Consider the following 24168-nt stretch of genomic DNA (forward strand, 5'->3'; position numbering starts at 1 on the left):
AAATCGTTACAATTCCATTTCAATTTTCACCTTGAGCCCTTTTTCCGGGGCTGTGTGAATTTGAAGCTTTCCATTTAACGCTTTCACTCTTTCTCTAATTCCCGACAGACCCATGCTCATTGTGTGCTGATCAAGATGACTGGCATCAAAACCGACTCCATCATCCTCATAGTGAAGAACAACCTGATCTTTAATACAAATCAGCATCACTAACACTTGAGTGGCTTTTGAGTGCTTCAGGGCGTTGGATAACAGCTCCTGAACAATTCGGTAAATATTCAGCTGTGAATCAATATCAATGTCCAATTCTTTATCAAAGCGTGTCGTATTCAGCCTAATATGAAACGGTGCTTCCTCCTGGATTTGAGAAGTCAGCTTCGATATCGCCTTTACTAAACCTAAATCATACAGCAGCTGCGGCCGAAGCTCATGACACGTTTCTCTCGTCGTTTGAATCACTTTGGACATTTGATCATTCCATGAGATAAGCGAATTTTCAATAGATGTCGGGCATTGGTTGTTTTGGAAATTCGTTAAAAACATCTCCGACTGCCTTTTTAGTGATATCAAGTCCTGCAGCACGGAATCATGAAGATCTCTCGCTAAATCTGAACGCTGCTTTTCTTCCATAGCAAACATGATTTTCTTCAACCATGCAGGATTGGCCTCGCGCTGTTTCAAATCGTCAAGGTGCTCCATCAATTCTTCGATCTTGACGACATTTTCTAAACTGACACTTGTATAAAAGGCCAATGTTTTCAGCCATGAGATTTCATCGCGGGTCAATTTCGGTGTCTGTATATTGGATAAGCAGCAAATCATAAACGAGTGACCGCCCCGCTCGCCAATTTTCATCATAAACCCTTTATCAAGCTCGATGATTTTACCAACTTCACCTAAAATATCTTGAAATTGATCCACGTATTCTTTCCATAGCTTACTATCATTTGTTGACTCATCAATTTCAATAATTTGTCCATCAGCCTTCACCTCAAGCACAAAGGCTTTATTCACAACTAGCACTTCTAAAATGGTGTATTTCAAATGATACAGCACTTGATGAAGTGATGACGCCTCACGAATAAGCTGTGTAAATTTAAACACGCTGTCTTGGTAATTATACTTTTCTGAAAAACGCTTCAGACGGAAGCGGAAATCTAGAATTTCTTTGAAATAGAATACAGCCAGCATGAGTGTATAGGTGATTAATGCGAGCTTCAGTGTGTACTTCAAATCTTCTGGCTTTTGCAGAATGTAAAACGTGACAACAACAAAAACGGTCGGTGTAATGGCAAGAAACCCATAGTATTTCAGTCTGCTTATCAAAAAATCCATATTGTAAAGCTTGTTCGTCATAAATTGATACACGAGTGAAAAAGGAATGAGCAAGACAAAAGAAGTTAAGAAAAAGGGATCTACCACATAAATACGAAACAAAACATATGGAATTGCAAACAAAAAGATAAATGGACAAAATGCTATGATGTTTATCATGACAAAAAACTTTAAAACAGACCCCTGCTCTGTCTCTTTATATTTCCGCATTCCATTGATAATCACTTTGAATGACATGATAATAGAAGCGAAAAAGAATAAAAGATTTAAACTTGGCATGTATCTGGCTAACGCCGAATCAATTGGAACAAATAACTCTATTACTAGATTAATTATAGGAAGACTATATAAAAAGCGAATCGTTTTTTGAGTCGTAATATGCAGGTCAAACTCTTTGAAATATTGATAAATGAAGTGAATATAAAAGATAAATACACTTGATAAACAAAATACGATCACATAATGGCTAAATCTCTCACCAATACCTGAAGTACCTGCACTAAGATATCCGATACAAATCGTTAATAAAAATACAACTAAAAGAAATGCTGATTTTCGTTGAGCCTCTTTGTTAATTCGAATGATAAAGAAGATACAAAATAAACAAATTGAATACAGGATGAGAGGAATTATATAGACAAATAAACTCTCTTGGCCAATCAATGTCTTATTTTTTAGGGTGATCATTTGGTTGCCTCTTTGAATATCAATTCTTTGCACATTCCTAAGCTCACCATTGATCAAATGATCTTTGTTGTTAGCAGGTTCCCCATTGATTTTAAGTATAATATCTCCTTCTTCTAATCCTGATGTGTAGGCTAAAGAAAGATATTCAACTTTGACAACTTCTGCTTGACCGTTCTTGTTCTCCGCTACACGTGCTCCATTAAAAATATCAAATACATAAATATATGAAACATAGATCACAAATAAAAAAGACAGAAAAACCAAAAAAGCAGATAGTTTCGTATAAGTTATCTTCATGTATAAAACATCCTTAACTGGAGAACTTTTAAATCATTTTTAAATGAATAGTATCATTTATAGTACCATATATAATCTGCAGACATTTGCCCTTTTTTAATCCCCTGAATGATTGCTTGCATGGTTTGCTCATCTGTGTGAATTAAACTTGCATTCCCTAAGTCCAATTCATTCACAACACCAGGATTTTTGACTAAATATGCAATAACATTTTGAATGTTCAATCATTGCCCTCCTTTGTCATAAATGCATATAATTGTTCCTTCTTCGTTTTAGGTAAATCAAGTTGTTCAATTCCTCGCTTCATTTTTAACAGCATAATCTCTCTCATCGATACCATGTACTGAGTCAAACCAGCTTCAAGTAACTTCTGCTTCAATTGAAACGACTTTTGCTCTGACTCATCCAGCCGCTTAGAAAAGAAGGAAAGAAGCTCTTGACTGGCATCGTTAAAACGTCTTTGTAAATAACTGAATGCCAGCGTTTGTTTTTTTTGAAAATCTCCGTTTGATTTTGAAAATAACGCAAAAAAATCGTTACTGATCTGTTCAGCAACACCATAATATATCGAATAAGATTCCACAGTAGCGTTTATTTTTCCTGTCGCTAAATAAACACCCAGTACGCTAGAAAGAGCTGTTAAAGATCCTGATTTTTTCCTTAAAACCTCTACACACTCTTCTTCTGTTCCATGCAAATGTCGCAAATCCTCATGCTGACCTTCCATTGACATTTTGATGAAATGGAACAGTTTCTCTACTAGTTGAGAATTATTTTCACATATTGACGTGATGAATTGAATACTCACCGTATACAAATACGTAGAAGCATTGATGGCCACTCCTTGGTCGACGTTCATCCAAGGATACGAATCATTGTCCTGATCTTCAATATCATCTAATATATCGGCAGCTAAGATGAGAAGTTCAATCCCTGCTGCCAGTTTTGTAATCGCTTGCTTGTCTTGTCCGTCAAATGCCTCATAATGCTGATAAGCTAATTGACCAAGAGGAAATTCTTTTTTTCTATCTGTAAATTTCAAAAGCAGCTTTTGTAAATCATTCTGCCTGACTGCATGTTGAATAAAATCAGACATATTCTGCTTGATTTTTGTATTCTCTAGATAGTTTAGCATACTCGATCTTGTACCTCACCCTTCCGCCTTTTATTTTACTAAAAAGACATGAGCAAATGTCCACTGACATCACTATTTAACAATTATATAATAATATATCCTTTTTTTGTATGTATTTGGATAAAAAAAAGACTTGATGATTATCAAGTCTTTAAGAAATTTTCACATATTCATATTTGTCGTATTGATCAATGCTTTTGTTAATGTTATGAAGAGAAGCCGTTGTTTCTCTGATTTCGTTTTCAAGTTTCCATAATAATTGTTTAAGTTCTTCGATTTCATACTTTTCCATCGATTCCACTCTCCTTTTTTGGAAGATCAATGTATTTGTGTATGGTGATTGGGTCATAAGTATTTGATCTGTTACTAACAGTGTAAATGTAATTGAGTATTTTTTCACCGAAAAGTATACACAAAACGTGTGCGCGATACCGCAAAATTCAATAGGTCTTTTTTCATCATTTTCTGACTTTTCAAATCATACTTTTATCTCAATTTCAAAGGAATTGCGTCATTTTTGCGACAGGAATAAGCATCATTCGTCACACTTCTCTCCCGATAGAACGTACGATCCCCTCTGTATCTTCGGTTTTGCGTGTCATAGGTCAGACGACAGATGCTATTGTGGACACCGCAATTTTTTGGCGACATTCACCGAAATTGACCGCAAAAGTACCTATTTTTATGCTGGAATTACAAAGGTAGAAAGATCATTTTGATTCTTTATTCTGATTTTCTACATACATTTAGAACAGATATCCGTCCAATTTCACGTCAATGAGAGAAGAGGTGACCATGTGTTTTACTATGTTCCTTATCCTGCTTTGCAGGTTCCCGCAATGAGCCGCGCATACCCGCCGCGCACGCCAATGACTTTTCCTCCAGTAGATGCCCACTCATTTCAACGAGCCGCAAAAGAATCAGCCCGCCTCGTTGCTGATGCTTCACTCATTACACAGCAAATTTCCAGCTCCCTTCCGTTTGCGCAGCGCATCATGGAGGCTGCTGAGCGCTCTGATTCAACAAGTGTGATCCGAATGCTGAAGCAAATCGGTGTGAAAAGCGGCATTGATATCCGCTTTAGTCCAGAAGGGATTCGAATCTACTTGTCTCTTGCCTCCAGCAGACTTTTCCTTCTTTTAAAGTGGGCATGACAAAGAAAAAGCCGCTCTCACGCGAGCGGCTTTTCTTAAGATTCAAACATTTTATGGCACCATTCAATGGCTTCTATATAACAGCCATAGGCTTCCTGTTTCGAGAGATTTCCATCTAACATCTCATCATCCCATTCATTTCGTTCAATACGTTTGGCCACACCTAGTACAAAAGAATAATCATTTTCATAGCCAAGCAGTGCCTCGCCAACTTCATCAGAAAGCGGCAGTTCCTTCACAAGTTCTGTGATATCTGCCCTGACAAGCGTATCAATCAGAGAAAACATACCTGTCAGCATATAAGAGGCGGGGTGCTCTCGTTCAGTACGAGAAGCAATCAGTTCACACGTTTTGGCACGAATGAATGACATTTTGATGATTTCTTTTTGGCTAGAATTAGCTTGGACATTCAGTTCTTTAAATGAAAGGATAAAGATCCAGCGCCGAATTTCATTAAACCCAAGCAGGATAATCGCCTGCCGGATACTTTTAATTTGATAAAGACGTCTCATGCCGCCTGAATTCAGCATTTTTAATAATTGATATGATAGCGAAAGGTCACTTTCAATAAAATGGGTCACGGTCTGGATATTCGGCTGGTCCTTGCTTAACTCATTTAAAAGCTGATGGTACGCATGGAAGCTGGTCGATAATGCTCGTCCCGATATCACATGCGGCTCACTAAAGAAATACCCTTGAAACAAGTGGAAGCCCGCTTCAAGCGCCTCTTCATATTCTCTTCTCGTTTCTACCTTTTCTGCTAGGAATCGAAGGCGATACTTTTTATACGAATGCAGAATATCTCTTCGTTCTTGCGTTGTGGTTTTCAGAAAGTCAATTTTTAAAATATCTATGCAGTAGAGGAGTTCCTCAAGCAGCTTGTCACTATAATGTGTTCCGTTTAGGAAGAAATCATCGAGTGCAATCGTATATCCCCATTTTTTTAACTGCTTACATCTCATAATAAGTGCCGGGGTAATCGGTACATTTTCTAATATCTCGATCACAAGCTGATGCGGATCAAAATAGGTGAGCAGATCAGATGAAAGCAAGCTTTCGGTGAAATTAATGTAGCATCGTTTTCCTTCTGTCAGTGTTTCGATGCCGATATTTAGAAAACTGTTGATAATGAGGTCCGTTGTCGCTTGATCACCGTCTTCAGCGCTATATGTATTGGTTTCACTATCTCTATAAAGCAGCTCATATGATACGACTTGTTCTTTTCTGTTAAAAATAGGCTGTCTCGCAACAAACACCCTCAACTGCTCCAATCCTCCTTTATGCCATGACAAACAAGATGTGCTTTCAGTATACCAAATGATTGCGGTTTTAGTTCAATTTCAATCGGTCAAAATAAAAAAAAGAGACCACCTGGCTTGATGGTCTCCCTTTCTTCAAATCATTCGCTTTCATAAAGCTCTTTTTTGATTTTATTTTTCACATCATGGATAAACTGCATTTTATTATCCCAGCATTTTTGACTCAAATCGACTGGATATTCTTCTGGTTTGCTGATTCGTTTGTATTCCTCCCAGAAGAGTCCAAGACTGTCCTGCACGTAGGCTTGAATCGTTTGAATATCTGGATTGTCATAGACAAGTTTTCCTTGATCAAAAATCGGGACGTGAAGATCTTTCGCCACAAAGTTTGTCACGAATTTACTAATAAACGTATGCACAGGATGGAACATTTTTAGTTTATCCTCACTATGAACATCTTCCTCTTCAAGTGCAATGTAGTCGCCCTCAGAATGATGATTCAATTGATTGATAATCCGGTACACACGTTTACGGCCTGGTGTTGTCACTTTCTCTGGGTTGGATGAAATTTTGATGGTATCATTCATTTTGCCGTTTTCTTCAATGGACACCAGCTTATATACTGCACCGAGGGCTGGCTGATCGAATGCTGTGATCAGTTTTGTCCCAACACCCCACACATCAATTTTGGCGCCCTGTGCCTTTAAATTCATAATGGTGTGTTCATCAAGATCGCTTGATGCAATGACTTTAGCATCATGGAAACCTGCTTCATCAAGCATTGTTCTAGCTTTTTTAGACAAGTATGCAAGGTCTCCGCTATCAAGTCTGACACCAATGAAGTTGATTTTATCTCCAAATTCTTTCGCTACCTTAATCGCATTCGGAATACCTGATCTGACGGTATCATACGTATCGACTAAAAAGACGCAGTCTGTATGTGTTTCAGCATATTTTTTAAATGCCGTATATTCATCGCGGTATGCTTGTACAAGTGCGTGGGCATGCGTTCCTGATACTGGTATGTTGAAGCGTTTCCCAGCACGAACATTACTTGTCGCCTGAAAGCCGCCGATGAGTGCCGCTCTTGCTCCCCACATCGCTGCATCCATTTCATGCGCACGTCTTGTTCCGAATTCTAATGCTGTCTCATCTTCTATGATTCCTTTAATCCGGGCCGCTTTTGTTGCAATCAGCGTCTGGAAATTCACGATATTGAGCAATGCCGTTTCGATTAACTGAGCTTCAACAAGCGTTGCCTCGATGCGCATAATCGGTTCATTCGCAAAGACAATTTCCCCTTCTCGCATTGAATGAAGTGTACCTGTAAAGGACAATCCGCTTAAATAGTCAATGAAATCGCTTTTATAACCGAGTTCATCTTTTAAATACGCTAGATCGCTTTCGGTGAAGGAAAAGTCCGATAAATATTCAATCGCTTTCTCTAAGCCAGCAAATACAGCGAAGCCATTGTCAAATGGAAGCTTTCTAAAGAAGAGTTCAAAGACTGCCTTCTTCTCATGAATGCCGTCTCTCCAATACGTTTCTGCCATGTTAATTTGATAAAGATCTGTATGTAGTGATAAACTGTCGTCATTAAACCGATGCTCCAACTTCCATTCTCCTTCCCTTACTTAACCACTTTCGCACCAAGCGACTGCTCAAAGTGAGAAAGTGCCCACTCGTGCCCCGCTTCATTAAAACTCGCCACAGCATTTTGGTGAATCACAAGTTCAAAGCCTTTATTGTACGCATCAACAGCTGTATGAAGTACACAAATATCGGTACATACGCCGGCTAAGTGAAGTTCCGTGATGCCGCGCTCGCGCAGTTTCATTTCTAATTGAGTGCCTGCAAAAGCAGAGTATCTTGTTTTTTCCATATAGTAGACATGTTTTAAATGTTTTGACGTGTGAAATAGTGAACTTAGTTGTCCATAAAGTTCAATACCCTCTGTTCCGCGAATATTATGGGGCGGAAATAACTTTGTCTCTGGATGATAAGGGTCCTCTTCTTCATGATGATCGACAGCAAAGACGACAAAGTGGCCTTCATCAATAAATGAAGAAGTGATTTCTGTGATCTTAGACTCAATCGCCTGTCCAGGCTTTCCGCATGTCAGTTTTCCATCGTCTGCAACAAAATCAACTGTATAATCTATACAAATCAACGCTTTGCCCATCCGCATCTCTCCCATATGCTCTTTTGAATCATTATAGCTTATTCATTTCACTAGGGAAACCTATTCAACAGATTCATGAGAAAAAGCTTTTTGAAACAGCTCATCCTCTATATAGATATGCTCCTGATTGACCGCATCAGGCATCTCTATGACAAGACCAAAAGGAGAGTGCGCTTCGTGATGATTCACCACTTTAAAGGAACATCCAGCGGCATTTGCCATTTTGACATATTGAGAATAAGAAGCATAGGAAAGTTCACCATTTAATAGAACTGTGGCCTGGCGATTGGCCTTCAATATTTGTTCGACTTCTTGATACGGTTTATTTCTTGATACTTGTCCCTTTGTCAGGGCGAGAAGCGCTCGTTCCCTTAATGAACCAAGAAACATTCTTCGTTCATCAGGTTTTGTTTCAGCATGTCCAAATATCCCTTGCTGCAAATAAAAGTCTACGGATTCTTCTTTCATCGCTGTGTTCACTCCTGGTTTCTAAATTTACATTTCTGTGACCCAGTGCACAATCTTGAGTGCGAGGTCACGGGCTTCGTCTGTTTCTACTCTTTCCATTAAGGATTGTTCAAGCGTATGGTTGAGCTGCTCCTTTTCGTCCTCATACGCAATGGACATACTCCATTCAATGTCAGGTACGGCTACAAGCGTTTTATATTCTTTTTTATTTTCATGTAAATATACATTGTAGGTCTTTGGTTGTCCGCTTGTGATGTGTGCTTTTCTAATTTTCATTTGACTCAGTTCACACCTCTTTTTTCTTCTTACATCCATATCCATTGTACCATAAAAAAAGACAGCTTCTGAAAAGGAATTCTCTTTCAAAGCTGGCTATGCATTAAAGCTCTTTTGCTGGCTGATCAGGTCTATATCCCACATAAACGTAACGTTTGGACTGCTAAAAAATTGGACAAAGTCCCCTGCATTATAGGTACCTGATCCACCGGCGGAGTGATCGACACTTTTTGGCGAAATGGCAAAAACATCACCGAAATGTGCAGAACCATTTCCAATCACACGGTCAATATGAATAGGCCCAACAATCGCTGGCATCTTTCCACCACCTTTTCTCCCCACATCATATGCCCAGCTCAAAAATACGTGTATGAAAAATAAAAAAGACAGCTGATCTGTGACCATCAGCTGCCTTTCTATGCGTTAAATGATTGAGGCTGGCCAAACAATGTAAAGTCCCAAAGCATCGTGGCATTCGGATCACTTGTAAGTGACATATAATCACCTGAATTAAAGGCTCCCGCACCGCCAGTAGAGTGGTCTACAGCCAAAGGAGCAATGGCCAGGACATCACCGAAAGTAGCTGCACCGTTTCCTCCTAACGACTCGATATGAATAGGTCCAACGATTGCAGGCATCAGAATCTCCCCCTATCTGCTTATCTCAATCATCTTATGCAAGAAGGGAAAAGGTGTGCATCTGTCCTAGACGTTTAAATGCTGTTCTTTGCGAGATCGCTGACGCAGCTGCACCAATCTGACAATATTCAAGGTGATGGCTTTGAGCAGTGCATAGACAGGGACCGCAAAAATCATGCCAAGGATTCCGCCAAAGCTTCCTGCCCCAATTAATAGCAGGATGATGGTCAAAGGATGTGTGTTGAGGCGTTTCCCAATGATCAATGGAGAAATGACATTTCCGTCAATTTGCTGAACGACAAGAATGACAATGACTGTCACCACCGCTTTTCCAGGCGAATCAAGAAACGCAATAAGCACAGCTGGTGCCGCGCCAAGATATGGCCCAAGGTACGGAATCACATTTGTGACCGCAATGATAATGCCGAGAATGAGCGCATATTTCACACCGATTAATAAGTATCCGATAAAACAAGCCACTCCAACAAACAAACAGACAACAATCTGCCCTTGTATGTAAGCTGCAAGCGTATCGTTTAATTCTTTAAAGATTTTCAATCCTTCCTTACGGTAAGGCATTGGCAAAAATTGAACGAGCTTGTCCGGAAACTTATGTCCGTCTTTCAACATATAAAACAAAATGAACGGAACTGTGATCACAGCTAAAGCAATATTGGCAATCACACCAAACACAGCAGACATACTTGAAGCAATATTTTCCGGCAAACCTTTTAATGTCGAAACAATTGTCTGTTCAAACTTCGAGACGGAGACATAATCTTGGTTCATCATCCAAGTAAATGTTTTAGAATGCGAGAAGTCGTTGATAAATTTCTGCATATCCGTCACATAACCAGGGAAGCTTTTGACAAGTCCACCAACCTGCGTGACAATAACCGGTCCCGCAGCATTCACAATGAACGTGATGAGTCCGATGAACAAAAGATAAATGATCAGGATAGCAAGTGTCCTAGGAATTTTCCTGGACAAAAATCGAACAATTGGATTAAAGATGAAAAAGAGAATTCCAGCCAGCAAGATGGGAACAAACAAGGTAGATGCAAATAAAATAATTGGCTGAAATAAAAACGAAACCTTTGTAGATACATAAACAATGAGTAAAACAAGTAATATTTGGAATGTCCAAAAATGAACTTTAGATTTTAACAAAGATGCTCCTCCTGTTACGTATTGATCTTATTAAAAAACTACTATTCCACCCACCTTCTGTCAACTGCTTCTTGTTTTAGAACCTTATTTTTTGTAAAAAAAAGAACAATTGGTATATCATGCACTTTTTCCAGATATACATTCTATAAGCGTGAAAAAAGCAGACACCTTTGCGTCTGCTTGTTACACTCTTTCACTGTGATCAGGCATCACCGATACAATTTGCTGGATCCGCACATAAAAAACTGATTTTGTCCCCGCCTCAATGACAATATGATCCGGCATGACTTCCTTCAATTTTCCGCGCACTGTATCTTTCACTGTTTGAACAATCAATCTCATACCGATCACTTTCTGCAATGTTTGATAAACATATGGATCAACTAATGAAACAAGCTGCGGACTTCCTTGTTGTGCCATCCTACCTGCCCCTTTACTTGTGTATTTACCCACATCGTATGCAATGACCCATGTGAATGTCACTCAGGCAAACCTACAACTCAAATACCATATTTTAACATTTTATTTAATCTTACATCTTTTGGAAGTATAATAGATTGGTGCTGCCAACAACTTAAATCATTTGAAGAGGTGAATGATCTTGAAAAAACTCATCTGTCTCGCTGCTGTCATGCTCTTTTTTTCCTTTGCAAGTTATGCGTATGCAGGATCAATTGGAGATGAACCTGGGACACCAGGAAAGTGGTTTAAAGGAGAAGAGCCGGTTCAAAAAGACGAGTCAAAACCACCACTTGTTTTTGTTCACGGCATTAACAGCTCCTCCTCCACATGGTTCGACCGAAACGACATGGCAAAGCAAGCTGTTCTGAACGGATACGAAAGCGCATTCATAGATTTGTATCCAGATCAGGATACGAAAAAGAATGGCAAACTATTAGCAGAAAAGCTAAAAGAAATTTATGATGTGTTCGGTCGAAAACTTATTGTGATTGGTCATAGTAAAGGCGGGGTGGATACCCAGTCCGCACTCGTGTATCACGATGCCCATCCATATGTAGAGAAAGTCATCACACTCGGCTCCCCTCATTACGGGACGCCGCTGGCAGATTTAGCGTATAGCAAGGGCGGAAGCTGGCTCGCAGAAATTCTTGGACAAAAAAGCGACGCGCTCTATTCTTTGCAAACGGGGCTCATGGCGGCTTTTCGAAGTGAAACCGACAAGCTGGAGAAGTTTCCTCAAAAATACATCACGTATTCGGGATCGGAATGGGGAACATTTGGCGGGGTGCTGTACTTAGGCGGCATGTATTTAAAGAGCTTTGGCGCAAACGATGGCGCCGTCACAGTAAGCAGCACAAGACTATCATATGCAAACAATATTTTAACAGGGAAATGGGATCACAACTCCATTAAAAACGGCACAAGCATGTTCCCTGTGTTTCAGCATCAGCTGCTGGCAAATGCCGCAAGCGCTGAAAAAGAAAATAAAGAGAGCCCGAACTCTACTGAGCTGAATACAGATGTTTATGTGAAAGGCGGTGAAAGTGAAAAGGATAAAACAGAAGCGTTCTATGTAGAGGAAGGAACGAATGGCTTATCGATTCAGTGGTTAAATGAAAGGCATGAGGCGCGGCCGGAAATCATCGCCCCAAATGGAGACGTCTTAACAAATCTGAAGACATCGGAAGCATCTTTCCCATATGAAGGCGCATTTTCGCACCATGTGCAAATCAATAAACCCGTTCCTGGAAAATGGACGATTCGATCAAATTCAGGAAAAAAGGCTCCTTATTTGCTGCTCGTATCCTTTGATTCACCATTAAATGACGAAATCAAAGCAGAGGCAGCGAAATCAGGGGATGATGCATCGACCCATTCAAGCGGTCTGATTAAACGATTAAGCAAGAAAGTAGAAACCTTTTACTTTAAGGATGCCCAAAAAGATCATCCACTCAAAACAACTGCTTCATCCGCTGTTGAATTGAAAAAAGAAGGTGCTTATTCTGTCACGGTTCATTACACCGGACTCACTGCATCAGGTACATCTGCATTTAACCGTACCGTTATTCGCACATTGTATGTCGATCAGGATGGAAATATTCATGGAGACATTCCATACTAAACAGAGCGTTTCATAGGCTGAAGTGCCTGCTGCACTTTTTGATCCAATTCCGTGATTTTTTTCATTGCAAGTGACTCGTCTATTTGTCTGTAATGGTGATGTCCGCCAGGCTCTTCATCCATTTCATCTGCCTTCTTGACGATTTGCTGAAGTGTGTCTTTATGAAGGTCGCCCTCTGGCAAATATGAATCTGTATGAAGCAGAATCGCAAGCGCAATATCTTTGGCTGCCTTTGGTTCCTCACCGAGGCGTATGAGCAGTTTGTGAGCCCGCTCTGCGCCTTTAATGGCATGGATATCATTCCGTCTATATGTCTCGTAATCCCATTCTCCGCCAGCTGTATACCATTCATAGTGGCCGATGTCATGCAAGAGGGCTGCTTTCACAGCGAGATCTGGATTAATCCCAGCCTGCACCGCCAGTTTGAATGCGTGATAAGCACAAGCAATCGCATGGGCTTTTCCTGAACGATTTAAATATTTTTGAGCGACTGGATGGGTGTAAACATCCATTAATGTAACCTTTCTCATGGAAACCCCTCCTTATCTATATTTTTAGCATCCTAACATATTCTGAAAAGAAACTCAAATGTTCTGTTATATTTTCTATGAGTCTCAAGAACAGCTTATGTCAAATGAGCTGTTTTTGCTTGTACAATACGAAAAAAGCAGTCGTTATGACTGCTTTTTCACATACTCACGTGCATCGTAGACACATCCGCCAGCTGGATCATCCGCTAAAAGTTCGAGCAAAATACCTGCGACTTCATCTGGGCTCTTCAGCGTGCCTGTTTCATATAATTGCTGAAAACGGTCTATTTGTTCAAAGTCTTGTTTTGATGACTTCCGAATTTCCCCCTGCATATCTGTATCGATCGTGCCGGGTGAAAAGGAAAACGTGTTGATCGGATGCGCCTCGTCCTGCTGTTCCTCATGAAAAGTCCTCATAAACATATCGAGTCCTGCCTTTGAACTGCAATACGCACTCCAGCCTTTATATGGGTTTTTCGCCGCTCCAGAAGAAAGATGAACGATCGTTTTCTTTCCGTTAAATGATTGAGTCTGCTTAGCAAACATATGGCTCAGTAAAATAGGAATGACAAGATTCAGCTTGTAATGCTGATGAAGCGTATCCTGTCCGCCTTGTCCAACGCGCTTGATAGGTGTGACCATTCCTGCATTGTTGACAAGTAAGATGTCATCAGCATCTGCCAGAGTTTGCGGCGTGAGACTATCTTGAATCCATTTGGCCGCTGCTTCTTCATCGGTCAGATCAACCTGGGTATGTGTAAGCTTCGGATGGGATATCGGCGATGCACTTCTTGCTGCTGTGTACACATGATCCCCGCGTGAAAGCAGCCTGTTCACAAGTGCTAAGCCAAAGCCTTTTGATCCGCCTGTAACGATTGAAATTCGAATGACAATCTCCTCCCTTGATATCACTATTTTACGTAGTGAAACGGTATGACATCAAGCAATCTGCATAAAGAAAAGCCTGCCTCTATTAAAAGAGACAGACTATTTCTTTTCAGCCTTCACATTCACCTTTGGAATCAGGATAATCATCACAACGAGACCAAGGGCTATCAAGAAACCAAAGATCATCGGAAGCAGTGCCGATGTCTGCTTCTCATGATCATCCTCAGAAGGTGCTGATACAGCCGAATCACTAAAAGAGATATTCATCTCTTTCATCATACGAGCCGGTGTTTTGGGCGGGTTCTCCTTTAGATCACTAAAAAGCTGCGGAGAAAGAGATCCCCCCGGGGCTTTGGGCGGTTCAGCAAAATGAATGTCTGTTTTGATTTTTGACGTCGTTTTGCTTTGTTCGTATTTTGTTTGATCCCTCAATATACTCGAGTTAATATTAAGTTCCTTTTCCTGATATTCATTCGGCTTGACATTCGTATCCGTATCTTCACCAGCAGCGAAAGCAGCAGGGATGAGGAGAAAAAGGGAAACGGCAACGAGTGCCGCCCCTTTCACGAATAGATTAAGCTTCATGAGTCACATCACGTTCCTCTGTTTTATCTTTCCATAGCTTTTTCACAAGCGGTACGACCATGAAAAGGACAGTTAAAATCACTAACCCTGTGACGCCCATTCCAAAGGTGTCTCCATTTCCATATTGGATCGACAGGTACACGTCTGTCACTGGATTGGTAAAGTGGAAATTCGGCATCACCAAATCAATTAACGGTGCGACAAAGAAGAAAATCAGTGCCGTTGCTGCCATCCATCCGGCAATGGAACCGAAAAGGAAGGCCGTGCGAATAAAGGCAGAGCACGCCACTAACAACAAAATGGTGAAGATCGACCATTGAATGGCTTGATCATCTGCAAGTTTGTAAATGTTCAGTCCAAACAAGCTGATCATGAGTCCGACTAATAGATTCAAGATGCCAAACAGTGCACCTTTGACCAGCATCGGAGCTGACGCATAATACGAGCTGAAAAAGCCAATTAACAAACTGCTGATCATCACAATGACCAAAATGACGACCGGCGGTACAGTCTGCGTTTTTTCTTCCGGCACATCGCCGCTGATTTTCAGCGGATTGGCTAAATGGTTATACACATAGTTGCTGTTGCCTTGATCACTTAATGTATTTCCTAAAATACCCTTTAAATCTTGCTGAACAAGTTTCGTAGAATCGACATTCTTGCTCCAGTTTTCATTCAGCGTATCTGCTTTATCTTGAACTGTTGTGACACTCTCTTCAATGTTATTCGTATAATCCGCCACCCCTTTTTGGCGGTCGGTTAACGAACTCATATTTTCAGAAAGACGAAGCACTTCCTGACCAATTGAATCCTGTGCACTGACAACAATTGAACTGCCTGCAAGGTCTGCTGTATACACCGCATCTCCTTGATCAGCCATTTGCTCAGCTACATTGTCCGCACTTTCAGAAATTGTTTGTAATTCCTGTTCCATGCTTGCCTGCTGAGTCGTAATGTACTCCGCATAACCATCTGAAAATTTCTGCATCTCATCAATAAAAGTAGACACATCATCGTTTGATGTCAGCATTTGGTTTTTGAGCTTATCCCAGTTTTCTGTTTCTTCTTTTTTGATGGAGAGGATGGATTTAATCTCATCTCCTTTTGTGTCTATTAGAGAAGAGTTATTTGGTGGTTCGTATAAGTCACCAAGCATCATTTCTAGTTGAGAGAGTTGATTGGAATACTCCATTAAATTCTTAGTGTTTATTGTCTTCACTTCAAATTTCTTCTTAAAAAGATCATCATCTAAGAGATTACTAATCGGTGAATTTCTTTGCTGCAGATTTTTCACTTTGCTTAAAATAGCCGCTTCCTGATTTTTGATTTCGTTCGGCATCACATTATATCGATTTATGATCTTTTCAAGTTTATCTATTTTATCAGAAAGGTCCTTAAGCTCTTTATTTATCTGACTCACTTTGTCTTTCAATTCGTCATTATGAGCGGCAGCTTTTTCTTGAATTTTCTTTTTCACTTCATCTAAACGAGTCGAGAGTGCTTTTAGATCTTCTTGCGACTGATTCGTGTTTCCGGAATCCGGCTGAGCAGGATTTTCACCGTTGTCCACCTCTTTATCACCTTCAATAGAAGGTGGCGTCTCCTGATCTGCTAATTGATCGGCGAGATCGTTCATTTCTGTTGAAATTTGCGAGAGTTCATTTGTTTCTTCATCTAAATTAATCCCAATCTCTTCAGGGTTTTCCTTATCTTGATCTGATGGTCCGTCATTGCTGGAGTCATCTGGCTTTTCAGTTTCAGCTAAAATCTGCTCCCTTTTTTCTTTTAAATTATTTTGCAAGGTTTTCATCTTATTTTTATAGTAGTCCAGATACCGCTCTTCATAGTTTTTAATCAGTTCCTTCTGAGACGCTATCACAAGTTCCTTTAACCCCGTGGATTGCTTAGGAATAACGTCTTCTCTCGACTTTTGAACAGATTGGATGGCGCTGTCCGTTGTTTTCAGCTGACTTTGTACCCCGTTGATGTCTGTTTTGAGTCCGCCCATTTGATCACTAAAGCTGCGGGCATTTTGGTTTTGAATGTCAGCGAGCTGTTTGAGCCCTTGCTGGATTTGCTTTTGACTTGCTGATTGCGCTTTGATCAAGAGATCCTTTTGTTTGTCTTGATACTGCTGATATTGATCGACTGCTTTCACAAAGTCCTTTAACTGGTTCTTTGCCTCTTCTGTGGTACTCAAGCCGTCTTTATACTCTTTCTGTGAATCGGCCATCGCATTTTTTAATTCTTCTATTTGTTTCTTCTGCTGCTGGACGGCATCTGATAGTTTGTTTGAGTTCGGTTTATAGAAGTTGTACATCGTGTTTTGGAATTCGACTTCTTTGCCGACAATATGCTCAAACTCTTCTCTTACATTGCCGATTTCCTGTGATACAAAACTCCAGTATAGCGTCGACATCTGTTCATTCATTTTCTTTTGTGCATTTTCCAGCTCTCTTTGCACTTTCTCTTTATTAACTGCATTGAGCTGATCTTGAATTGAAAATTGAATGGACGCCTTTTCAGGATGGTCTTTATCATAGCTCAGCACATTTTTAGAGAAATCAGACGGAATATAAAGGACAGCGTCATATTTTCTGTTTTTCAGTCCATTTTCCGCCGCACTGCGATTCACTACAGTCCATGTATAATCAGGACGTTCTGACAATGCTGCCACAACATCCTGTCCGAAACGAGCCGTGTTTTCACTTTCGCTCGCTCCCATATCCTCATTGACCACTGCAATATTTCGTGTGGCATTCTTCTTCTGTTTTGCCGGGTCATCTCCAATCAGGTGGAAAAATAAAACCGGCAGCACAAGAATCAATATCATGGTGGATACGATTTTGATGGAGCTTTTTTGCTGCTCTGTCATTGAACACTCTTCCTTTCTACCGCACATAAAGGAACCTGGATTTTCTTCTCTTTTCCGTTTTCAACCAAATACCCGAAGCCTGGCTGAATCTCTGGTTCTTGTCTTGCATACGGAAGCGGTATGATGTTTTGCTCTGATTTTTTCATGAGTAACATAGCATGACGAACTTGTTTGATTTCGTTTGTGAGTGCATCATAGCCCTTACTGAACTCGGTATGATTCCCTGATGCAATCAGGCTGAAGCCTAAGTGTGCATATGACTTCATGAAATCAGCTAATTGATCTTGAAGACGCGGATCGATCGTCTGCTGAAAACGCGTAATGCCATCAATCACAAGCACAATTTGAGGAAATGACAGCTGATCGGTCTCCCCTTGGCGTACAGCTTCGACATACATTTCTTCCCGCACCTTGAATATGCGGTCCATTTCTTCTGCCCATTCGGTGATATCATCTTTTGTTTCAAGGTAATCAATGTTCTCTTCTTTTGCATAATGGGATAGACCTCGATCAATTGAATCAAAGACAGCCAGCTTTTCAGGCTTTGCCACTAAAAGCTGATCGAGCATCAGTTTTGTCACATTTGTTTTCCCGCGCTGCGTTTGACCGATGATGAGACAATGTTTATTCTTTTTCAAGTCAAAATAAACAGGTGCCACAGATTCCTCATCTAATCCGACTGGAATGTCATAAGGCGGTTTTTGTTCATCTAAACGACTCTCAAGCTCCCAAACTGTCAGCTTATCAGGAAGCATTGGCACAGGCTTTGGTTTTTCGGATGCTTCAAAGCGGTCATGAAGAAGCTGTATCTCTTGTTTCAAATGCTCAAACAATTCGAGATCGTTCTCTCCTTCAACTGGCAGAAACATTTGCGCAAAATAAAGCTCTTCTTTGTTAATAATGACTCGTCCTGGGATCGGCTCTAAGCTGAATTTCGGTCTGCCAATAATCGAGTACGCCTCTCCTTGATCCATTAAGTAATGGACAATCTTTGTTTTCAAATTGTTCATCAGCGATTGACGCACTGCATTTACCCGGGTTGCTGTAATCAAGAAGTATATACCTAGTGATTGTCCGTCACGGCTCAGCTGAATAAATTCAGATTCGAGATCATGCATTTCGTCTTTCACAATGTCAAAGTTGTCAATCACGATAAAAATGAACGGAAGCTTTTTCTCATTTAAGGCGTTGTACATTTTGATATGACTCATTTCTTGCTGTCTAAATAACCGCTTGCGATATTCAACCTCTTCCCGCAGACGCTTAATTGATTTTTGGATCTTTCTCATCTGATCCATTAAGAAATAATCCGCCGTATGCGGTAGTTTGGCTAACGGAAGCAATGTTCCGTTTCCGAAGTCATAAATATATGCATGCCATTCTTCAGGTGAATACCTCTCCGCAAAGCTCATCAGCAGTGTTGTAGCAGCAAGTGATTTGCCGTAGCCGGAGGAACCGAAGATGCCAATGTTCCCATCTTCCATCATTTGATAAGAAAGTGGATGCTGGCTTTGCTGATCTGGTTCATCAACAAGCGCAAAATGGAAGACATGCTCTTCACTCGACGCATAACGCGTTTTTGGAATCCGTTCTTCAAGCGGTGGAAGCCATGGACTTGGCAGCTTCTCAATTCCAAGCTCCTGCTGCATACGTTCAATTTCATCCACAACAGCGGAAATCTCCGTCACTGTCTCTTTTTTCACTGCTGGCTCTGTGCTTACCCCTGATAACGGAATAAGACCAGTATCTGTCACAATGGCAATGTCATCTTCTGAGCCGTAGCCATCTTCCATATATGGTGCACCGCTCCAAGCCGATTGGAACAATTCATAAATTTCATTGTTGCCCACTTGTAAATAACCGCGGCCTGTGACCGTAATGGACGCTGCATCACTATTTTTCAAAATTTCCTTACTGTCTGACGCATCTTGTACTTTTAGTGCGACCTTAAAACGGGAGTTACTCCAAATCTGGTCATCAATGACCCCGCCTGGCTTTTGGGTAGCCAAAATGAGATGGACCCCAAGGCTTCGGCCGATACGTGCAGCGCTGACAAGCTCCCTAATAAAGTCTGGCTCTTCACTTTTTAATTCAGCAAACTCATCAGAGATTAAGAACAAGTGAGGCATTGCCTGCTCAGCCTTTTTCTCCTTGTAGAGCTTCGTATAATCATTGATGTGATTCACGTGATACTGATCAAACAGCCGCTGCCTTTTCTTCAATTCACTTTTAATTGAGGCAAGCGCTCTTTCACTAAAGTTCTTGCTGCCTTCAATATTGGTGATCGTTCCAAGTAAATGAGGAATATTTCGAAACGGCTGCGCCATTCCGCCTCCTTTATAGTCAATCAACAGAAAAGCAACTTCATGCGGGTGAAAATGTACAGCGAGCGATAAAATATACGTCTGTAAAAATTCACTTTTCCCTGATCCCGTTGTCCCCGCCAACAGTCCGTGCGGGCCGTGCGCTTTTTCATGCAGGTTCAGATCGACAATGTCGTTTTTCCCCTTATAACCGATTGGCACTGATAATGATTTGGCCGTTTCTGAAGTCAGCCATTTTTCACGAATGCCAATGTCATCTACCTGTTTAGCATGGAAAAGATCAAGGAATGAGACCGTCTCAGGAATCGAATTGGTCATACCAACTTGATGATCCAATGTTCTCAGTGTTCTGGCAAACAGTTCATTGTCGCCGCGCTGATGTGTATCAAGCTGAAACGGAATTCGTACTGCCTTTTTGTGCTGAATGAGAATATCTCCTTCTTCTTCGTTAATATAACGGACAAGCGTCGAAATATTTTCAGCTAAGCTTTCCTTTGTTTCTGCTGCAAAGATGATGGAGATACCAAGATCTGTCCGGCTGCCTTCTAAGTATTCTAAAATCACATGCTCGGCAATGAGCTCATGATTTGTCACGATGAACACAAAATGAGGCGTAAAGATTTTCTTCTCTTTTTCTTCTAAATCACGCTCGCGTAAAATTTCATAAATCGAGGACAACAGCTGATCGCGTGTTTGTTCGTTGTAAATAAACCCTTTGCCATATGTATGAGGCAGCTGGAAGTGCGGAAGCCATTTCATCCATTCCCAATTCTCATACTCCTGCTCATGAAAGATAAAGACAAATCTTAAATCGTGATAGCTGTGTGAGAAAGCAAGCTGTCCGACAAGCTGATGAAGCTCATTTTTCACAATCGCAGGCTTCCCAATTAATCCTGTTGGACCATCCGCAAGACCGAATGTAATTGGGACATTCTTCACTTCACGATATACTTTTTGCATGTGCTGCGTTTGTTCCATTAAGTCATCAACATCTCGATTGGCCATATCGCCGCCGCTCATCGATAATTCATAGCTTGATGGGACTGCGCCTGTTCCAAGACGCAGGTGCAAGAAGTCGTCACTCACAAGCGTCTTTTCCCAAATGCGTCCGCTGATTTCTGATGTTAAATACTTCATTTGTTCAAATGACGGATAATGATACGTCAAAATATATTGCTGGCGGTCATACAGCTCCTGCAGCTCTTTCCGCTTATTTTCTAAATAAAGAGAGTAGACTCGCTGCCGCTTCTCTTCTCGTCTTTTGCGCTGTGATTTTTCCTTAAAGTATTGAACGGACGATGTAATTAACGTCATGATAAACATCGCCATCGACACGATAATAAAGATTCCGCGCGGCTGGATTAGGGCAACAATCCCCATCACAAGGAGCATCACAAGCGGCGGAAGGACAACAAGCCAAAGCCCTCTGCTGTTATTTTCACTCTCCTGCGAAGGAAAGCTAAAGGATACCCTGTCATCTGGCAAATCATAAATCAAACGCGGTGTACGTCTGTATGAAGGGTATTTTTGTTTTGTTTCCGTACTTGGCGGTCTTGTTTTTTCCAAACGTGTATGAAAAGGTTCGTAAGCTGTCACCTGTAATAAATCATCGTCTTTAAATGTCACCGTCAGAAAGTTCCAGAACAGCTCATCTCCTGCATATACCTTCTCTGGACCGTGAATTTTCTTTCCGTTCACGTAAATCTTCTCGTCTTGAGGCATGACATACCATGTTCCTTCAATTTTCTCTAAAGTGAACTGGCTGGCATCTTGAAACATGGAATGGGCTTGTTCTTTCAACACATCTATCTCATCTTTCTCTTCACGTGAAAAAGACAGCTCCACTCTATTTCCTAGGTAATAAATATGTTGATCATGATGTGCATCCATTAAAATAAGTGTAAGTGAACCAAGCTGATATGGTTCATGTGGAATTAATTTGCCCTTTTTCTCATCTCCCTGATAAATATAAAAACCATCATTCGGTTCTTCAGGAGATAAACGAATGACCCCTTCATCAAACGAAAGTGATGGGATTGTCACCGTATGCTCTATTTCAGGTCCTATCAGAGCTTCTCGATTGAACTGCTCATCTAAACGGACAGTTTGATAATCCTCCTCATAAAAAACCCAAAGAAGACTCAAACGCTCCACCTCCTCATGGGACAGCACCAACTGTCAGTTGTATCGAAAGAATTATTTTTTCTCATCTTTTTTCGTCTGAGAGGTTTTCTTTTTCGCTTCAGATTCTTTCTCTTTTTTCTCTTGATCGGCTTTTGACTCTTTTTGTTCAGCTGTTTCATCTGTTTGGCTTGCGTCTGAGGAGTCACTTGTGCTTGTCTCGGTTGTTTCTTTTTCTTCATATTTCGCCATTTCCTTAATGATCGGATCTAGCTGTTTTTGTTTTTCTTCAGCAGAAAGGCTGTCATCGTTTTGAATTTCATTGCGGTAGGCGACAAGTGCCGTAAATATGTACCTGTCGTCTCCAAGCACCCGTGCAATATCAAGTGCTTCCTTGCTATTGCCTTGTCCAATATGAATCCAGAATAGGAAGTATTGCGGATCTGTCTGCAATGTGTACGTTTCTGTGATTTCTTTTTTATGCTGATCAAGCAACAAACTGCCTTGGTTCGTTTGTACATACGAAATGGCCAGTTCATATTGAAGAGAGACTGGCATTTGATTGGCTGGATATTTCTCTAACGTATCCACCACTTGACTGTACTGCTTGTTGAGATAATATTTGTTTGCCTCGACGTACGCTTCTTGTTTTGGCATGGCAAAAAAGAAGGTGTAAATGGTGTACACCAATGCAGGGATTAACAGGACAAGCAGACCTAGTCCGATGTATCGCTCGATCTTCCATTTCTTTTTAGGTATGGTTAAGAGCGTTTTTTCTTTCGCATCGATTGCTTTGATCTTTTGCTCAATCAAAGCTGACAATTCTTCCAGCGACTTCGTTTCACTAATTTCTTTTGCCAGCTCAGATAATTTCAACGTTTCATTGTAAGCCGCATATTCTTGAAATTGATATTCATGGTCGACCACTCGAAGAACAACAGCCTTGACCTCTTTTAACAGGCGATACTCATCGGTTTCATATGGCGGAATGCTTTCTTTAACCCCATAATGCAAAAATGCAGGAGCTAAGCCTTGATGAAAAACAATGTTTTCAGGAGAAACAATAGGATGCAGCCGTTTCACATCGTGTTTAAGAACTGCATCGACAAGCTGGTATGAAAAAATCCATTTGCTTTTTTCATCCTTTGCATGGATGAAACGAAATTCCTGATAGGCAGGAGGCGGTTGTATAGAAATGATGACCTCATCTTCAGTTAATTGAATCTCTTTCTGAAATGAAGGATTGATGTCTTTGATCGGTGCCGCTTCTAAACCGTCTAAGAGTTTAATCGTCTCTTTTTGAAAAATAAAGGTATAGGTGCCTCCCTCTTTTTTCATGACTGCTTCTAATTGTTCTTCTAAATAGGAACTCTTTTTATCTGCCATTTACAAAAGTCCTTTCATAGTATTTCCAGCCTGTCTCCTGTGGTAATTCCACAGTCTGACAGCTTATATTCGCCTGAAAACACAGCTTTCTTATTGACTACCCGCACCCATCCACCTTCTCGCTTTGGAAGTGAGATTTGTTTTGCCTGCCAGGCGATATGGATGACTTGTTTAATATGTAAATAATTTGATAGTCTCAAATCAAACACACTGCCATCATAATTTTTTAAGTCGATGGTAATATCGATATACACAAATTTCCACCTCACAAAATAGAAAGAGCGCCGGCATCCATTGACAGACTCGGCGCTGTTTCTGCTTTTCACACTTAGAAAGGAAATCCCTTTGATTAGCCGCGGATTTGGCTTGCGATGTCTTGGTCAGTGCTTTCAAGTGTATTTGCCGTTTGATCAAGCTGATTGCTGACATCTGTTAATAGATCAGACATTTTGATAAATGAAGGCTTAAGCTGTTCGTATTGATCAGCAAATGCTTCACTAGAAGCACCTTCCCACATTCCTTTTAAATCAGAGATCATTCTATTTAGACGATCAACTTGGTTTAACACTTCTTGACTTTCAACACCATATTGCTTAGCGGTCGCTCTTAGTTCTTCTGGGGTTACGCGAATAATTCCTGACATATTCCTCATTACCTCCCGTGCATAGCCGCCATATAATGGGCTAATCCACTTATTTTTTGACGTTATTATTATAAAAACAGAAATGATACACAGTCAAACAAATCTGTTTTTATTTTACAAAATGAGTCTATA

At 40.7% G+C, this 24168-nt stretch carries 23 protein-coding genes; 2 read left to right on the forward strand and 21 right to left on the reverse strand.

Features of this window, described 5'->3' with window-relative positions; translation table 11 throughout:
• Positions 1 to 6 precede the first annotated feature (6 nt).
• From NSU13_RS14675 to degQ, 4 genes are all read right to left on the reverse strand, one after another.
• Positions 7 to 2319 (reverse strand): ATP-binding protein, encoded by a 2313-nt coding sequence (locus NSU13_RS14675; protein ID WP_034282568.1) that lies wholly within the window; start codon positions 2317 to 2319, stop codon positions 7 to 9.
• Positions 2320 to 2372: 53 nt separating this feature from the next.
• Positions 2373 to 2543: a competence pheromone ComX gene (comX, locus tag NSU13_RS14680; protein WP_073207246.1), complete on the reverse strand. Its 171-nt coding sequence runs from the start codon at positions 2541 to 2543 to the stop codon at positions 2373 to 2375.
• Positions 2540 to 3454 carry a polyprenyl synthetase family protein gene (locus NSU13_RS14685; protein ID WP_034282569.1) on the reverse strand — a complete coding sequence of 305 codons (915 nt, stop codon included), beginning with the start codon at positions 3452 to 3454 and terminating at the stop codon, positions 2540 to 2542. The genes comX and NSU13_RS14685 overlap by 4 nt, the downstream gene beginning before the upstream one ends.
• 151 nt (positions 3455 to 3605) lie before the next feature.
• Positions 3606 to 3746, reverse strand: coding sequence for a degradation enzyme regulation protein DegQ (gene degQ, locus NSU13_RS14690; RefSeq protein WP_003213123.1), 141 nt, complete (start codon positions 3744 to 3746; stop codon positions 3606 to 3608).
• A 505-nt stretch (positions 3747 to 4251) separates the two neighbouring features.
• Between degQ and NSU13_RS14695 the strand changes: the two genes are divergently transcribed.
• Positions 4252 to 4608: a hypothetical protein gene (locus NSU13_RS14695; RefSeq protein WP_041115816.1), complete on the forward strand. Its 357-nt coding sequence runs from the start codon at positions 4252 to 4254 to the stop codon at positions 4606 to 4608.
• A gap of 35 nt (positions 4609 to 4643) precedes the next feature.
• Here NSU13_RS14695 and NSU13_RS14700 read toward each other — a convergent pair whose 3' ends face one another.
• The 9 genes from NSU13_RS14700 to NSU13_RS14740 form a co-directional block, all read right to left on the reverse strand.
• Entirely contained in the window at positions 4644 to 5870 is a 1227-nt protein-coding gene (locus tag NSU13_RS14700) for an HDOD domain-containing protein (protein ID WP_176967282.1), read from the reverse strand.
• 137 nt (positions 5871 to 6007) lie between these two features.
• Positions 6008 to 7480 carry a nicotinate phosphoribosyltransferase gene (locus NSU13_RS14705; protein WP_041115814.1) on the reverse strand — a complete coding sequence of 491 codons (1473 nt, stop codon included), beginning with the start codon at positions 7478 to 7480 and terminating at the stop codon, positions 6008 to 6010.
• Between the two features lie 17 nt (positions 7481 to 7497).
• Positions 7498 to 8049, reverse strand: a complete 552-nt coding sequence (locus NSU13_RS14710) for an isochorismatase family cysteine hydrolase (RefSeq protein ID WP_024425949.1) — start codon at positions 8047 to 8049, stop codon at positions 7498 to 7500.
• Positions 8050 to 8109: 60 nt separating this feature from the next.
• Positions 8110 to 8517: a YueI family protein gene (locus NSU13_RS14715; RefSeq protein WP_034282575.1), complete on the reverse strand. Its 408-nt coding sequence runs from the start codon at positions 8515 to 8517 to the stop codon at positions 8110 to 8112.
• Between the two features lie 27 nt (positions 8518 to 8544).
• Entirely contained in the window at positions 8545 to 8793 is a 249-nt protein-coding gene (locus NSU13_RS14720; RefSeq protein ID WP_061110359.1) for a YueH family protein, read from the reverse strand.
• Between the two features lie 96 nt (positions 8794 to 8889).
• Positions 8890 to 9111 carry a spore germination protein gene (locus tag NSU13_RS14725; RefSeq protein WP_024425952.1) on the reverse strand — a complete coding sequence of 74 codons (222 nt, stop codon included), beginning with the start codon at positions 9109 to 9111 and terminating at the stop codon, positions 8890 to 8892.
• A 98-nt stretch (positions 9112 to 9209) separates the two neighbouring features.
• Positions 9210 to 9431 (reverse strand): spore germination protein, encoded by a 222-nt coding sequence (locus NSU13_RS14730; RefSeq protein ID WP_003213446.1) that lies wholly within the window; start codon positions 9429 to 9431, stop codon positions 9210 to 9212.
• 66 nt (positions 9432 to 9497) lie between these two features.
• Positions 9498 to 10601: an AI-2E family transporter gene (locus NSU13_RS14735; protein ID WP_034282578.1), complete on the reverse strand. Its 1104-nt coding sequence runs from the start codon at positions 10599 to 10601 to the stop codon at positions 9498 to 9500.
• Between the two features lie 183 nt (positions 10602 to 10784).
• The gene (locus NSU13_RS14740) at positions 10785 to 11021 is read right to left on the reverse strand and encodes a YuzF family protein (RefSeq protein WP_034282580.1); all 237 of its coding nucleotides are present in this window, start codon (positions 11019 to 11021) and stop codon (positions 10785 to 10787) included.
• Positions 11022 to 11196: 175 nt separating this feature from the next.
• Between NSU13_RS14740 and NSU13_RS14745 the strand changes: the two genes are divergently transcribed.
• Positions 11197 to 12684, forward strand: a complete 1488-nt coding sequence (locus NSU13_RS14745; protein ID WP_242025997.1) for an alpha/beta hydrolase — start codon at positions 11197 to 11199, stop codon at positions 12682 to 12684.
• Here NSU13_RS14745 and NSU13_RS14750 read toward each other — a convergent pair.
• The 8 genes from NSU13_RS14750 to NSU13_RS14785 all read right to left on the reverse strand — a co-directional run bounded on the left by NSU13_RS14750 (position 12681) and on the right by NSU13_RS14785 (position 24036).
• Positions 12681 to 13214, reverse strand: a complete 534-nt coding sequence (locus NSU13_RS14750; protein ID WP_024423336.1) for an HD domain-containing protein — start codon at positions 13212 to 13214, stop codon at positions 12681 to 12683. The two genes, NSU13_RS14745 and NSU13_RS14750, sit on opposite strands and share 4 nt — an antisense overlap.
• Positions 13215 to 13358: 144 nt before the next feature.
• Complete coding sequence (locus NSU13_RS14755) at positions 13359 to 14102, reverse strand: (S)-benzoin forming benzil reductase (protein WP_254001746.1); 744 nt, start codon at positions 14100 to 14102, stop codon at positions 13359 to 13361.
• A 99-nt stretch (positions 14103 to 14201) separates the two neighbouring features.
• Positions 14202 to 14687 (reverse strand): type VII secretion protein EssA, encoded by a 486-nt coding sequence (gene essA / locus NSU13_RS14760; protein ID WP_041115809.1) that lies wholly within the window; start codon positions 14685 to 14687, stop codon positions 14202 to 14204.
• The gene (gene esaA, locus NSU13_RS14765) at positions 14677 to 17562 is read right to left on the reverse strand and encodes a type VII secretion protein EsaA (protein ID WP_144496357.1); all 2886 of its coding nucleotides are present in this window, start codon (positions 17560 to 17562) and stop codon (positions 14677 to 14679) included. Before esaA ends, essA begins: the two co-directional genes overlap by 11 nt.
• Entirely contained in the window at positions 17559 to 22031 is a 4473-nt protein-coding gene (gene essC, locus NSU13_RS14770) for a type VII secretion protein EssC (protein WP_342489588.1), read from the reverse strand. The genes esaA and essC overlap by 4 nt, the downstream gene beginning before the upstream one ends.
• A 51-nt stretch (positions 22032 to 22082) precedes the next feature.
• The gene (gene essB / locus NSU13_RS14775) at positions 22083 to 23393 is read right to left on the reverse strand and encodes a type VII secretion protein EssB (RefSeq protein WP_041115803.1); all 1311 of its coding nucleotides are present in this window, start codon (positions 23391 to 23393) and stop codon (positions 22083 to 22085) included.
• A 14-nt stretch (positions 23394 to 23407) separates the two neighbouring features.
• Positions 23408 to 23647, reverse strand: a complete 240-nt coding sequence (locus NSU13_RS14780) for an EsaB/YukD family protein (RefSeq protein WP_003213579.1) — start codon at positions 23645 to 23647, stop codon at positions 23408 to 23410.
• 95 nt (positions 23648 to 23742) lie between these two features.
• Positions 23743 to 24036 carry a WXG100 family type VII secretion target gene (locus NSU13_RS14785; RefSeq protein WP_003213769.1) on the reverse strand — a complete coding sequence of 98 codons (294 nt, stop codon included), beginning with the start codon at positions 24034 to 24036 and terminating at the stop codon, positions 23743 to 23745.
• Between the last annotated feature and the right edge of the window lie 132 nt (positions 24037 to 24168).

The organism is Bacillus sp. FSL M8-0049, assembly GCF_038593355.1.
In the GTDB taxonomy this organism is placed as follows: domain Bacteria; phylum Bacillota; class Bacilli; order Bacillales; family Bacillaceae; genus Bacillus; species Bacillus safensis.